This is a genomic window from Brevibacterium sp. K11IcPPYGO002 (assembly GCF_050920635.1).
In the GTDB taxonomy this organism is placed as follows: domain Bacteria; phylum Actinomycetota; class Actinomycetes; order Actinomycetales; family Brevibacteriaceae; genus Brevibacterium.
The window spans coordinates 359,723-372,926 of sequence record NZ_CP131929.1 but is presented as its reverse complement, the minus strand read 5'-3'; the positions used below and the strand labels follow the sequence as shown (position 1 = coordinate 372,926).

Below are 13,204 nucleotides of genomic sequence, written 5' to 3'. Positions count from 1 at the left end.
GCGATTGCGAGGAATCATGGACGACAGCGAACTCGAACGGTTCTATAACCGTCACGGCATCGTGCCGGAGTGCAGGTCCGGTTGGCATCCGATCATCGAGGACCTGGACAGGAAGATCGCCGCCATCGCCCCGGACTATAAGGCCGAGCAGATCAAGGAGAAGCTCGGCACACTGAGGTTCTACTTCAGCGAACTAACCGTCGACCCGGATGACTGGGACGCTGTGTACACGCTGGTCGATGAGGCAGAAGAACTGTCCCGGTCCACGTGTGAGGTCTGCGGGTCGACTGACGCGACCGTCGGCCCCCGCACCCGCAATCAGTGGATCAAGACGCTGTGCGAAACGCACGCGAACTGACGCCCGCACCGGCCCTCATCCCTCACTGGGCGCGATGAACAGCTTCCGCAGCGGAGCACCGTCGATGTACCAGCGCGTATTCATCCCCTCGTCGAGGCGGACAAGCGACCCCGGCGCCAATTCGATGGGGTCACGGCCGGGTTCGTCGAATTCGATGCGGCCGGTCCCGGAGATGACGAGGAAGACTTCGTCGACTTCGATATCCCGCATCGCTCCCCCGCTCATCTCCCACAGCCCGAAGTCGGCGCCGCCGATGGTGCCGAGTTCGGCGAATCCCGTCGTCACCGGCTCCTTCGCCGAGGCGGCCGATCCTTCCGACTCGAGCGACCCGACCGTGTCGACTTCTCCCGCCGAGGCGGACGGAACATTCTGCCACTCCTCGATCGGTTCGTGGCTGAGTGGGACATCGTGAGTGTTGATCGGCTCCATTGCGCTCATGCGACCAGTGTAAGCAGACAGCCCGCCCACTCTCCGCCAAGGCGAAGAAATCAGTAGGGTGCCGAGCTCGTTTCAGCATCTGATCTGAACTGACACAACTATTCACTTCCCGTCGGTCGTGGGATAGAACTGATTCCGTAGGCGACCGTCTGGTCTGCCTCGAGTTCAGGAGTTGATCCGTGTCCTACTTCAATGGTGAAGCCTCACACTGGCTGGCGGCCTCCCCCGCCGAAGCCTTCGACCCCACCCCATTGCCGCGCGAGAAGCAGGATCTCGTCATCGTCGGCGGCGGACTGACCGGCCTGTGGTCGGCCTATTACGCCAGGCAGGCTCACCCCGAGTGGGCGATCACGATCATCGAGGCCCGCCACATCGGCTACGGTGCCTCCGGCCGCAACGGCGGATGGCTCTCAACCCTGCTGCCGGGCAACCGCACCAAGTTCGCCGAGGCGGTCGACCGTGCCCGTCAGAGCGATCCCACCGGACCGGTCGGTTCGGCCGGGCTCGACGGCGTGGCGAGCGTCCGGGCCTTCCAGTCCGCGCTCTTCGACTCCATCGACGAGGTCCTCGAGGTCTGCAAGACCGAAGGCATCGATGCCCACCAGGTGCGCGGCGGTCATATCGACATCGCTCAGTCGGAGGCCGGCCTGTCCCGGCTGCGCGACCTTGAGGCCGGCAATGAGCAGTTCGGATATGGGCCCGAGGACATGCAGTTCCTCGACGCCGAGGCGACGCGTGCCCGCATCAACGTCGACGGTGCGCTCGGCAGCCTCTACTTTCCCGGTACCGCCGCCATCGACCCGGCACTGCTCACTCGCGGACTCGGCCACGTCCTCAGGGAACAGGGCGTGACCATCTGCGAGGCTACCTCGGCGAGGCATATCCGAAAGAATTCGGTCGCCACGGACCGCGGGCCGGTGCACGCGGACACGATCTTCGTGTGTCTCGAGGGGTATTCGGACACGGTCGGCGGCGACCTGCCGGGGCTGGCCGGACGCCAGGTCATCCCGGTGTTCTCGTCGATGATCGCGACCGAACCGCTGCCGGACGAGGCATGGGCATCGATCGGCTGGGAGGGCCGCGAATGCCTCGGCGACACGGCACACACGTTCATCTATGCCCAGCGCACCGCCGATGGTCGGATCGCGCTCGGCGGTCGAGGGGCGCCGTACGCGTTTCGATCGGGTCTGCCCGGTGATGGCGAAGTCCCCGCCGAGGTGGTGAACCTCCTGGCCGGGCGCCTGTCCTCACTCTTCCCGGACCTCGAGTTCGAGGTTGCGCATGCCTGGCGGGGTGCGCTCGGGGTGACCAGGGATTGGTGCGCCGGCGTCTTCTTCGACCCGGCACAGCGTATCGGAGTGGCCCGCGGCTATGCCGGGCACGGGGTGACGGCGACTCACCTGGCGGCGAAGACCCTGCTCGATCGGGCCGCCGGGGCCGTGACACCGTTGACCGCGCTGCCGTGGAACGACCACGTCTCCGGGCAGTGGGAGCCCGAGCCGATCCGCTGGTTGGGCATCCGGTCGATGTACAAGATCTTCGGCCTCGCCGATACGTGGGAGTCGGTGACCGGGGCGAAGAAGACGAGCCTGCTCGCCCGCTTCGGCTCCCGCCTGGCCGGGTTGCATGAGTAGCGGGGCGGCCGCGCGCCCCACGCCAGCGGCCCACTTCACCGACAGCTCACGTTGCCGTCGCTGTACCGCGCTATATCTCGAGCGCTCGACGCTGAGTCGAGCGGTCGGCAGATCGTGTCCGCGCACAGCCGACCACGACAGTCTCTCGATGTGACTTGGCCCTATTGTCGCCGCAGTTTCAGGGGCAGACTGAAGCCATGACGAACTCCCGCATCTCCCCCATGGCAGAGACCTATCCGGCCTCAGACATCCGCAAGATGTTCAATCTTGCGCTCGACTTCCCCGACGCCGTGAAGCTCACCGTCGGCGAGCCGGACTTCACCACCCCGGAGCACATCAAGGCCGCGGGCATCCGCGCGATCGAGCACGACAACACCCGCTACGTCGCGAACGCCGGCATCCCCGAACTGCGGGCCGCGATCGCGCGGAAGTACTCGACTCGGTGGAATCGCAGCATCGAGCCTGCGAACGTCATGGTCTCCTTCGGCGCGATGGAAGCACTCACCTTCGCCCTCGATGTCACCGTCTCCCCCGGTGACGAGGTCATCATCCCCGACCCCAGCTTCCCGAACTATCTGGGGCAGGTGCACCGCCTCGGCGGGGTTGCCGTGTCCGTCCCCGTCACCGAAGACAATGATTTCAAGCTCCGCGCCGAGGATGTCCGCTCAGCGATCACGGACAAGACCGCGGCGATCATCATCAACAGTCCCTCGAACCCCTTGGGTTCGGTGATGGATCGGGCCGACCTCGAGCAGATCGCCGCGCTGGCCGATGAGCACGGGTTCGCCGTCATCTCCGATGAGGTCTATGACGAGATGGTCTTCGAGGCGGAATACACCTCCATCGCCGAGGTGAAACCATCCACCGCCGAGGTGAGGGCTGAGTTCGATCGGTTCCTGGCCATCGGCAGCTTCTCGAAGACCTATGCCATGACCGGGTGGCGGTGCGGATTCGTCATCGGTACGGAGGATCTCATCGCCCCGATGGCGCTGCTGCAGGAGGGTCTGACCTCGAGCCTGCCCGGGTTCGTGCAGGAGGCCGCCGTCGCTGCGATCGAGGGGCCGCAGACGGCTGTCGAGGAGATGGTCGCCTCGTATGCGAGGCGGCGGGAGCTCATGGTCGAGCGCATCAATGCCATCGAGGGCTTGAGTCTGCTGCGACCGGCGGCGACGTTCTACGCCTGGGTGAACGTGTCCGAGTGGGGCCTGTCATCATGGGAGCTCGCGACCCACCTGCTCGAGGAGCACAATCTCGCGACGATCCCTGGTTCTGCCTTCGGCCCGGCCGGCGAGGGCTACCTGCGGCTGACCTTCGCGGTCTCGGACGAGACCATCAACACCGCGTGCGACCGGTTGGAGGCCTTCGCCGCAGCTCGGTGATGCCGGCAGGCGTTGAGCCGGCGGCGGTGATGCCAGCGAGCGTCGAGCCTGCGAGCGCTGTGCCAGCGAACGCTGATGCCGGCGAGCGCTCAACTCAGCGTCGACCGCGCAGGGTATAACGCGAGCGGTCGGTGGGACGATGCGCGGTCGCTGAACAATGTCCCTCCTCACCCCACGGCGCGAACGCTCAACTGTCGTCGTAGCTGATTTCGACGCGTCGGTTCTTCGCCCGACCCTGCGGGTTGTCGTCGCCCTTCTTCGTCGTGTTCTTTGCGACAGGGTCCGCTTCCCCATAACCCTTGACGGTCAGGTCGAGGTCGGACCGTGAGTCGGCGATGACATCGGCCACCGCCTGCGCCCTCTTCTTCGACAGCTTCTTGTTCGCCGCATCGTCGCCGATCGAATCGGTGTATCCGGAGACTGTGACTTTCGTACCGTCGGGAACCTTCTCCACGGTCGTCGCGATGGCCTTCTCGGCCTTGTCGGAGATCTCGGCGCTGCTGAAGTCGAAGAGGATGTCGCTGGCCAAGGTGATGACTGCGTCGTCCCCGTCCTTCTTGTTCGTCACCAACGGCTCGACAGACTCCGAGGTGTTCCATTCTTTGACTCCGTTCACTTCCCACCGCTGGACCGAATTCTCCAATTGTTCCTTGGATGGTTCGGGCAGGTCGGCCGGCGAGGTCGCCTGGGTGTCAGCCGCGACTCCAGCGGTTGTACCGCCTGCGATGCCGAGCCCGGAGCCGATCAGAACACCGGCCCCGATCACGCTGAGGACAGGAACCCATCGATGACGCGTGTTTGCCGCCATCACGACTCCGTAATCGGCACGTCGGTGAACTTCGGCCACGATTCCTGCACCCTGATATCGACAGAGTCGATGTCGTTCTCCGGCGCCTTGAACACGGCCCACGCGGTCATCGGGTGATTGTTCGTCGTCTCGGTGAGCACCGAGTCCGAGGTCCATTCATCATAAGTGTCCGAGATCGGCGAGTAGACCTTGAGATTGTCAGCGTCGATGAGCTGCGGGAAGAATCTGTCCTCGCCCCAGACGTCGAAAACGCTGATCACATCGTCGTCTGCCGCAGACTTGAAGTGCGGGGTGATGACCATGGTCAAGGTCTGTGTCTTTCCCCTGACCTCGAGGGAATGAATTCCGACCGTCACGTGTCCTCATTGGGCCCAGGGACTTTGACATCCTGTTTGACGATGACGTCATCGGGATCGATGTTCTCAACGCCTGGCGTCGCACCATCGCTGCTGCCGCCTCCGCCGTCGGCCGCCGAGTCCTTGTCTTTGGAATCAGAATTCTGCGGCGAGGAGCACCCCGTCACGGCCAGAATGCAGAGGGCCGCGCCAGCGAGGCCCCGAGTGAGCTTGGTCGAGATCACGATCAGTCGTCTTTCCGTCGTCGGTCATGGCACGAAACCACCGATGCCGACAGCCCCGTCATTCTCGATTGACCACGTTAACACCGGCGTAGTCCCATTCAAAGGAGGACCATAACTTCGGGGACAACCCTATCTACACACCGTCGGTCAAGAGGCAGCACCGAACGGGTCCTGCGCTGCCCATGTCACCCCACGGCGGCGAGTGCCGAATTCCAGCTTCCGTAGAACTTCCGGACGGCCGCGGCCGAGGGCACGTCGCCCTTGTGCTCGGCGGCGTATTCCGTGTAGGCCTTGTAGGTCGCGGCGGTCCCGCGCGATTCGCAGTCGGCGAGGAACTCGGCGATCGCCTTGGCATAGGCATCCGCGTCGAAGCGCAGCTGTCCCTTCGCCCGGCCGATCTTGTTCGTCGCCAGACCTGCTGCCTTGAGCGCTTCGTTCCACGAACCGAACCGCTGCACCGCGGTCTGACTGGTCGGCGGCCAGATCGTCGCCCCCTGCGCCGAGGTGGCACCGAGGTTCTCGAGCACCGTCTTGCGCAGCTGGTCGTACCGGCTGGCGGTCAGACTCGGGACCTCCGCCCGGCCACGGACGTACGCAACCGCCGCAGCCACCTCGGCGAGGGTCGACGTCACGGACGTCCCTGAATCCTTCAGTTGGACGGTCAGCGCCGACTCCACCTCGGCGAGGGTCTCCAAGTCGGCGGGGCTGAGCTTCGCCGGGTCGGCGCTCGCGGGGATCCCCGGCGCACCGGTGGAATCGAGGCCGCGGGCGGTGACGAACAGCAGCGCACCGAGCACGGCCAGCGATGAGGTGTGGGTTCTCCCGGTATCAGACATTCACTCCATTGTACGTTTCAGATGGGACACCGACCCGAAATCGTTCGGACCCGACGTCACACTGGCGAGAAGCACCTGAGCACGGTCACCTGGAGTGGCGGAGTCGCGTCGGCCCCATCGCTCGAACATCAAGCATCGTGTTCAACGCGAAGAACAGACCGCTGATCACGACCGCGGTGATCGCGGCCAACGGAATCGAGCCGGTGATGAGCAGGTAACCTCCGCCGAGCACGAGCACCGACGCACCTGCCGAGACAAGACGCCCGGTCAGCCTGCCTCCGATGTCGCTTCCGCTGAGGACGACGTCGATGGTCCGTGAGATGACGAACCAGGCGACGAGGATGCCCAAGGTCGCCAGCAGCGATTCGGTCAGACTCAATCGCATCTGCAGGTGCATCGTCTCGCCCAAGAGAGTCGCGGCGAACGGGACGATCAGGGGCAGTCCCAACGCGATGAGGATCGGTCCTGTGAGTGTGAGGACCAGCCGATGGCGATACAGCGAGCGCATGATTCGTCCTTTCTTCCTGCGGCGACGAGGTCCGTGGGCGATGGTCTGATCGGTGAAGTCAAAGATGACCGCGGCACCTGAGTGCTCTGCGCGCTCAGCCGGACAGCAAGGCGAGCGAGCCGGTGGCGATGAGCGTGGTCAGGGTCGTCCAGGCGATGATCGCGATGCCCTGCCAGAGCAGGATCCACGACGTCTTCACACCCGCACTGACGAGGATCGTCGATGTGATCTGGGTGGGAATCGCCAGCGGCCCGAGCAAGCTCGCGCCGGGGACCCCGAAGCGGGTGAGGAACTTCTTGAACTTGACTCGTCCTTTGGACTCGGGCTTCTCACCCTCACCGAGGTGGCCCTCCGCGGCCTTATCCTCCGCCGTGATGTCCGTCGGAGAGTCGCCCGAGGCGCTCTCCGCCGTCACCCCGGCCCCGACCGCTGCCAGCTCACGACTGGCACTGCGGCGGGTGACGACCGCGCGACGGGCCCGTGCCCCGAGGAGCACGATGACAGTGACGCAGACGAAGTTGCCGATGGCCCCGGCAATGCCGGCGAGCACGGGGTTCATCCCAGCCCAGACGCCGATGATCGAGGAGATCTCACCCTCGATGAAGGGAATGGCACCAGCGGCGGCGACGATGAACGGCTGGAGCAGGTCGGGAACCTGAGCGGCGAGACCTTGGAAGAATTCGATGATCGGGTTCATGGTGTCCTCCTGAACGTGTTGGTCAGATCCCGGCCCGGAAGAGCCGGATCTGACGGTTGATACGTTCAGTACAGACTGTGTTCTCGGAACAGGGTCAAGCCCTCATCGGCGAACCCTGCGAATCCTCAGCTCTCTTCCACTTGCGCGGCAACGTGCTTGATGAAAGCAATGAACCGCTCGCGATCTTCGTCCGGAATCTCGAGCGTCGGGAAGACGGCGATGAACGCCCGCTGGATGACATCGATCTGCGCGTCGTTGTACAGCTCGCTGATCGTGCCGATGATCGCGGCCTGTCCCATCTTCACGTCCCCGGTCATCCGATCGGTCGGCGCGAGGAGCCAGGGTTTGGTCTCGAGATGGCGTTTCATGCTCGGAGCGATCTGCTCGGCCAGACGCGTCCGCGTGTCCTCATCGGCGTCCTCGGCGAGTTCGTCGATCTCCCGATCGTAGGGTGTGGTCTCGGACATGATGGTTCTCATCTCCGCCAACGCGGAGTCTTCGTAGAGGCTCGAGTAGATGTTCATCAGGCTGCGATCCGCGCTCGACATCCGCGCGGCGATGTCGATGAAACCCGCGGCCGTATCGATCGGCGCCCCGTGTTCGAGGAGTTGGACCACCTCGGCGCGGGCCTTTTCCAAAGCTGCGATCTGCTCATCGAGGTCACCCTCGAGCTGTTTGAGCGCGATCTGCTGCTGCTCGTGGTCGTCGTCGACCGACCCGATGTCGGACAGCGGAATCCCGAGCTCGCGCATTCGCCGGATCTGATGGAGTCGGAGCAGGTGGGAGGCACCGTACTGCTTGTAGCCGTTGCTCATCCGTTCGGGCTCGGTGAGCAGCCCGAGCTTGTGATAATGCCGGACGGTGTTGACCGTGGCGCCGGCCAGACGCGCCAGTTCGCTCGTGCTCCAACCCACGGTCAGGTCCTTCCGCCGGTGCCGTGTCGATCGCGGATGCCCACCAGTCTAATTGGAACGGACGCACAGGTGGAGCCGGATCGGAACGGCCACGTTCGGTACACGGGCGAACGGCCACCGCCGCGTCCAGATCCCGCCGGGCTCAGCGCTCGGCGAGCAGAGCCGCGAGACCGGTGATCCCCCCGACCCCGGTCGGTTCGGTCGCGGTCAGCGGCAGCTGTGCCAGCGGAACCGTCGGCACCGCGGACCTCAGCCGTGACACATGCTCATCTTCTCGCTGTCGTCGGTCCGCGAGGAACTCTCCGGCATCGGCCGGCGAGCGTCGATTGACGACGATCCCGGACAGTTCGATGCCGATTCCACCGAGGTCGGTGACGAGGCCGAGCGTCTCGGCGACCGGCAGCTGTTCGGCGATGGTGACGATGAGGAACCCGGTCTGCCGCGAGTCGGAGATGGACCGTCTCAGCGCGGCGAAGCGGTCCCGACGAGCCTGCAGCTTCTGTCGGAGTTCGGCATCCGGCGTCGGCGTCTCCTCCTTGGGGCTGACCAGGTGGCGGGCCGCGGCGGCGAAACGCTCGGACCGGTCGCGGTTGGACAGCAGCGTCTCCGCCCAATCGGTCAGACGCTCCGGCAGCGCCAGCAGGTGCAGGGTGTGGCCGGTCGGCGCCGTGTCGACGACGACGAGGTCGTAGTCGGCCGCCTCGGCGAAGATCGTCGCGATCCGCTCGAGCACCGCCGACTCATGACTGCCGGGAGCCGACCTGGCCGAGGCCAGATGCGCGCGGGCCGCGCGGTGGGTGCTCTCGGGCAGCATCCGCGTCATCATCCGTTCGACGGAGGCGAAGTGCGCGTCGATCGTCGCTTCGGGGTCGACCTCGAGGGCATCGACGAATCCGCGCTCACCCGTATGGACCCGCCGAGGTTCGTCCGCGAGCTCCTGCCCCCAGATGTCGCCGAGGTTGTGCGCCGGATCCGTGGACACGAGCAGGACGCGTCCGCCGTCGTCGGCCCGGGCCATGGCCAGGCCCGAGGAGACAGTCGTCTTGCCCGTCCCGCCCTTGCCGCCGACGAACAGGCACCGGTGGTCGCGCGCGATGTCTAGCAGCATGCGATGTGGTCCAGGGGCGAACGGGGCAGACCCATGCGGCGATGCCAGGCATGGAAGTTCTCCCACAGGGCGGGCATGAGCTCGGCCGTGTAGTAGGCCGCCGGGTCGGGCACCCCGAGCGCCTCGCCGAGGACGACGACGGTGAAGAAGTCGTCCTCGGCCTGCTGTTCGCGCTTGAGGGTCTGCCGGTAGGGGCCGACATAGAACTCGACGAGTCCGTCCCGGAACGATGACCACCACTGCCCGAGACCACCCGAGCTCCCGGAATGCGACTGGGACATCGGCTCAGACGTTCTCTCGGGTCGCGACGAGCTGCTCGTCGGCGTCCGGGTCCTCGGGCGGTTCCGCCCATGCTCGCCGCATCGCCTGGATCGCTTCGATCGCCACCCAGATGCTGGCGATGATGATGACGACGTCGATGGCGAAGAGCAGCCAGTCCTGATTTCCCAGCGTGGTGAAGCTGACGAGCTGCTCGATGGCCGCCCAGAACGACATGACGAACACGAACACGAGCGGCACGAGGGCCGGTGCCGGGTTGCGCCGCTTGCGGATGAGGATGACGGCGATGATCGACAGCGACAGGGATGCCATGAGCTGGTTCGTCGTGCCGAACAGCGGCCAGATCCGCAGTCCGCCTTCTCCGCCGAGCCCCTGGGAGAAGGTGAGGCCGAGGCCGATGACGACGACGAGGAGCGTGGCCGGGACGTTCGTGATCTTGATCTTCACGGCATCGCCGACCTCTTGGATGACGAAGCGCAGCAGACGCATGCCGGTGTCCATCGTCGTCGCGGCGAAAAGCACCGCCATGGTCGCGAGCACCGTCGCCGACAGCGATGCCGGCAGGCCGAGGCCGTGCTCCATGAGGGCGCCGCCGCCCTGGACGAAGGCCCCGACTCCGCCTTCGCCGAAGGCCGAGTAGATCTCGTGCCACGCTGCGGTGGACTTGATGCCGCCGATGATGGCCAGCACGGTGCCGAGGGCGAGCAGCCCTTCGCCGACAGCCCCGAAGTAGCCGACGAAACGGGCGTCGGTCTCCTTGTCCAACTGCTTCGAACTCGTCCCCGAGGCGACCATGCCGTGGAACCCGGAGATCGCACCGCAGGCGATCGTGACGAACAGCAGCGGCACCATGCTCGGGGTGCCCTCCGGCACGGCGGTGTTGATGGCGGGGGCGACGATCTCGGGCTTCGTCGCCGAGAACAGAGTCGCCGTGAGCACGGAGCCGAAGAGGAGGATGAGTCCGATGAACAGCTGCACGCCGTTGATGTAGTCGCGCGGCTGCAGCAGGACCCACACCGGAAGCAGCGAGGCGATCGCTCCGTAGACGAAGAGCACGACGATCCAGAAAGTCGCCGGTCCCACGCCGAGGAAGTCATCGGGCAGGGCGACCGGAACATAGTTGCCGAGCACGATGAGGCCGTAGAGCAGGATGACGCCGACGATGGTGACGGGGATGAGCGGCACCCGCAGACGGTAGACGCAGACACCGACGATGAGCGCCACGCCGATCGCACCCCAGGCCGGGATCACGGCAGACGGGGTGCTGATGAGCAGGTCCTTGATGACCACGGCGAAGGCCGCGATGACCATGAGCAACAGCAGGAAGATGACGATGAGGAAGAGGTTCGCCCCGCGCTTGCCGATATAGCGCGCCGACAGGGCTCCGATCGACCGTCCCTTATTGCGTTCGGAGGCCCAGAGCGTCCCGAAGTCGTGCATGCCTGCGAAGAAGACGGTGCCCAATGTCACCCACAGCAGGGCGGGCAGCCAGCCCCAGATGACGGCGATCGCCGGGCCGACGATAGGCGCGGCTCCGGCCACCGAGGTGAAGTGGTGGCCCCACAGGATGTATTTGTTCGTGGGCACGTAGTCGACCCCGTCGTGGAGTTCGTGCGACGGAGTGGTGAAGGAGTCGTCGAGCTTGAAGATCTTGCGCCCGAGGAACTTCGAGTAGAGGAGGTAGCCGGCGATGAGCATCGCCAGCCCGATGATCATAATCAACAGGGAGCCCATGAGGACCCTCCCTTCGGAGTCGAACGATGCTTCTGCGCATCGTCACTGCAGTTCTTCCCAGCATTTTATCAGCGCACTTGAAGCTCGCCGACACAGCCGCCTCGGCGTCACCGGATTGAGACCTGCCGGCCGCGCATCCGTCACGGCCGACCCCTCTAGCCGCCGCACCGGAGAGGGTATAGCGTGGCGACCGGGCACCGGTCTCCCGTGCCGGAGCCCTGAGATCTGATGACCGTCAACGAAAGGCGAAGTCAATGACCGATACGAAAGTCAGCGCTTCGAGAACGATCGATGCGGCACCCGAGGACATCTTCGACGTCCTCAACAATCCGGAGCGTCACGCGCAGCTCGACGGTTCGGGCATGGTGGTCTCCGATGACACGAGCGATCGCATCACCAGGACCGGTCAGAAGTTCACCATGAACATGCAGTGGGATCAGATGGGCGGCGACTACAAGACCGACAACCACGTCATCGGCTATGAGGAGAACAAGCTGCTGGCCTGGAAGACCGCGCCGGCAGGCGAAGAACCTCCGGGCTGGGAGTGGGTCTGGGAACTCACGCCGCTGGGTCGGCACTCGACCGAGGTCTCAGTCACCTACGACTGGAGTGCGGTGACCGACAAGGAGCTGCTCAAGAAGATCAGCTTCCCCGTCGTCAGCGAACAGGACCTCGAGTCCTCACTCGGCAATCTCGCCGCAGCGGTCTCGCAGGACTGAACGCTGCCGGGCATCCGCTGGACAACCCTGCGGAGCGCCCGCTCGCTTCCGGCGGCCCTGAGCGAACTCACCGCAGTTCGCTCAGGGCCGCTTCCGCGCGCGCACGCCGATCCTCTATCGCCATCTCCCACCAGTAGTCGCCACGTTCGCCGAGCCCGATCTTCGCGGCGTTCACCCGCCGCCGGGCTTCGGCCAGATCGTCCTCCGCACCCGCCTTCTTCGCTTTCCCGACAGCGTTTCGTGCCGCACCGAGGTGGCTCTTGAGCTCCTCGACCACGCGCGGTTCCAGGCCCGGATCGGTTCGTCGCCACCTCCGCCCTGTGACGATCAGCCACTTCTCGTCATCGGTGTAGTCGTCCGCGCTCATCCGACGAAGAGGCAGAACGGGTGGCCGGAGGGATCGGCGAAGACGTACAGCGGCTCGTCGTCATCGTCGGTGCGGTCGAGCAGCAGTCGGGCGCCCAAGTCCTCCGCCCGCTCACGCTGGCACTCGAGGGCATCCCGGTCCGACACCGTGAAGTCAAGGTGCATCTGCATCGGCACATCGGGCCGCGGCCAAGTGGTGTGTTCGAAGTGGTCGACCTGCTGGAAAGCCAGCTTCCGATGCCCCTGGGCGTCGGTGAGCACCAACCAGTCTGTTTCGTCGACCTCGCTTGTCGACGGCTCGTCACCAGGGCGATAGATGTAGCCGAGCAGGAGTCGGTAGAACTCGGCTGATCGTCTCGGCTCTGTCGTGTCGATGACGGTGTGCAGCAGCTGCGGATACTCAGTCATGCAACGTCCCCCTCTCCCGTCTCGCAGGGTTCATCCGTACTCCAGCGGGGTGAGCACGGCGATCTTCCAGCCCTCGTCGGTCCGCACGAGCTGGTACATATTCCGCTCGTCGGGGGCACCTCCGTGGTAGGTCCAAGTGACGTCGACCCAGATGCTGTGTGCGGTCGATGCAGCCACCTCGACAGCGGTGTCGACCTCAGTCACCCCGTCGTACTGCCCGACGGCTTGTGCGAAGAAGTCATGGGTCTGTCCCGCATCGGTGACCAGGATTCGCTGCCCAGGGAACTCGATGAGCGCCGGCACCGCGTAGTGCTCGGCGATCGCCGCCGCCTCCCGATCGATCAGGGCACGGGTGTAGGAGTCGAAGAACTGTGTGTGAACCTCATTGTTCCCATTCATAGGGACCAGGCTACTCCGCGCCCCTGACACCGACCGAGG

The 13,204-nt window shown here is 65.1% G+C and carries 18 protein-coding genes; 4 read left to right on the top strand and 14 right to left on the bottom strand.

Translation table 11 applies throughout. The annotated features are described in order from the left end of the window. The first annotated feature begins 16 nt into the window (after positions 1-16). Positions 17-358, top strand: a complete 342-nt coding sequence (locus tag QYM46_RS01735) for a hypothetical protein (protein ID WP_432790542.1) — start codon at positions 17-19, stop codon at positions 356-358. Positions 359-373: 15 nt separating this feature from the next. Here the strand turns inward: QYM46_RS01735 and QYM46_RS01730 are convergent, their stop codons facing one another. After that, a complete protein-coding gene (locus QYM46_RS01730) occupies positions 374-796 on the bottom strand; it encodes a cupin domain-containing protein (protein ID WP_432790540.1) in 423 nt (140 codons plus the stop codon). A gap of 179 nt (positions 797-975) precedes the next feature. Between QYM46_RS01730 and QYM46_RS01725 the strand changes: the two genes are divergently transcribed. Next, a complete protein-coding gene (locus QYM46_RS01725; protein ID WP_432790538.1) occupies positions 976-2,430 on the top strand; it encodes an NAD(P)/FAD-dependent oxidoreductase in 1,455 nt (484 codons plus the stop codon). A gap of 197 nt (positions 2,431-2,627) precedes the next feature. Further along, positions 2,628-3,809 carry a pyridoxal phosphate-dependent aminotransferase gene (locus QYM46_RS01720; RefSeq protein WP_432790536.1) on the top strand — a complete coding sequence of 394 codons (1,182 nt, stop codon included), beginning with the start codon at positions 2,628-2,630 and terminating at the stop codon, positions 3,807-3,809. A gap of 187 nt (positions 3,810-3,996) precedes the next feature. Here QYM46_RS01720 and QYM46_RS01715 read toward each other — a convergent pair whose 3' ends face one another. From QYM46_RS01715 to QYM46_RS01670, 10 genes are all read right to left on the bottom strand, one after another. Beyond that, positions 3,997-4,617: an OmpA family protein gene (locus tag QYM46_RS01715; RefSeq protein ID WP_432790535.1), complete on the bottom strand. Its 621-nt coding sequence runs from the start codon at positions 4,615-4,617 to the stop codon at positions 3,997-3,999. Beyond that, the gene (locus QYM46_RS01710; protein ID WP_432790532.1) at positions 4,617-4,973 is read right to left on the bottom strand and encodes a hypothetical protein; all 357 of its coding nucleotides are present in this window, start codon (positions 4,971-4,973) and stop codon (positions 4,617-4,619) included. Before QYM46_RS01710 ends, QYM46_RS01715 begins: the two co-directional genes overlap by 1 nt. Further along, positions 4,970-5,197 carry a hypothetical protein gene (locus QYM46_RS01705; RefSeq protein WP_432790531.1) on the bottom strand — a complete coding sequence of 76 codons (228 nt, stop codon included), beginning with the start codon at positions 5,195-5,197 and terminating at the stop codon, positions 4,970-4,972. The genes QYM46_RS01710 and QYM46_RS01705 overlap by 4 nt, the downstream gene beginning before the upstream one ends. 185 nt (positions 5,198-5,382) lie before the next feature. Continuing rightward, positions 5,383-6,033 (bottom strand): homing endonuclease associated repeat-containing protein, encoded by a 651-nt coding sequence (locus QYM46_RS01700; RefSeq protein WP_432790530.1) that lies wholly within the window; start codon positions 6,031-6,033, stop codon positions 5,383-5,385. 85 nt (positions 6,034-6,118) lie between these two features. Beyond that, positions 6,119-6,541 (bottom strand): hypothetical protein, encoded by a 423-nt coding sequence (locus QYM46_RS01695; RefSeq protein WP_432790528.1) that lies wholly within the window; start codon positions 6,539-6,541, stop codon positions 6,119-6,121. 94 nt (positions 6,542-6,635) lie between these two features. Then, entirely contained in the window at positions 6,636-7,238 is a 603-nt protein-coding gene (locus QYM46_RS01690; protein WP_432790526.1) for a small multidrug efflux protein, read from the bottom strand. Between the two features lie 125 nt (positions 7,239-7,363). Next, positions 7,364-8,152, bottom strand: a complete 789-nt coding sequence (locus QYM46_RS01685; protein WP_432790525.1) for a MerR family transcriptional regulator — start codon at positions 8,150-8,152, stop codon at positions 7,364-7,366. A gap of 142 nt (positions 8,153-8,294) precedes the next feature. After that, positions 8,295-9,260, bottom strand: coding sequence for an ArsA family ATPase (locus QYM46_RS01680; RefSeq protein WP_432790523.1), 966 nt, complete (start codon positions 9,258-9,260; stop codon positions 8,295-8,297). After that, entirely contained in the window at positions 9,251-9,541 is a 291-nt protein-coding gene (locus QYM46_RS01675) for a cory-CC-star protein (protein WP_025777499.1), read from the bottom strand. The genes QYM46_RS01680 and QYM46_RS01675 overlap by 10 nt, the downstream gene beginning before the upstream one ends. Before the next feature lie 4 nt (positions 9,542-9,545). After that, positions 9,546-11,273: a carbon starvation CstA family protein gene (locus tag QYM46_RS01670; RefSeq protein ID WP_432790522.1), complete on the bottom strand. Its 1,728-nt coding sequence runs from the start codon at positions 11,271-11,273 to the stop codon at positions 9,546-9,548. Between the two features lie 254 nt (positions 11,274-11,527). On the opposite strand from QYM46_RS01670, the gene QYM46_RS01665 reads away from it, so the two are divergent. Continuing rightward, positions 11,528-11,992 (top strand): SRPBCC family protein, encoded by a 465-nt coding sequence (locus tag QYM46_RS01665; RefSeq protein WP_101555809.1) that lies wholly within the window; start codon positions 11,528-11,530, stop codon positions 11,990-11,992. A 67-nt stretch (positions 11,993-12,059) separates the two neighbouring features. Here QYM46_RS01665 and QYM46_RS01660 read toward each other — a convergent pair whose 3' ends face one another. From QYM46_RS01660 to QYM46_RS01650, 3 genes are read right to left on the bottom strand one after another with little or no spacing between them, the layout of a single operon-like run. Beyond that, positions 12,060-12,359, bottom strand: coding sequence for a biopolymer transporter Tol (locus tag QYM46_RS01660; RefSeq protein ID WP_432790521.1), 300 nt, complete (start codon positions 12,357-12,359; stop codon positions 12,060-12,062). Further along, entirely contained in the window at positions 12,356-12,766 is a 411-nt protein-coding gene (locus QYM46_RS01655; protein WP_432790519.1) for a VOC family protein, read from the bottom strand. Before QYM46_RS01655 ends, QYM46_RS01660 begins: the two co-directional genes overlap by 4 nt. A 30-nt stretch (positions 12,767-12,796) precedes the next feature. Next, positions 12,797-13,165, bottom strand: a complete 369-nt coding sequence (locus tag QYM46_RS01650) for a hypothetical protein (RefSeq protein ID WP_432790518.1) — start codon at positions 13,163-13,165, stop codon at positions 12,797-12,799. Between the last annotated feature and the right edge of the window lie 39 nt (positions 13,166-13,204).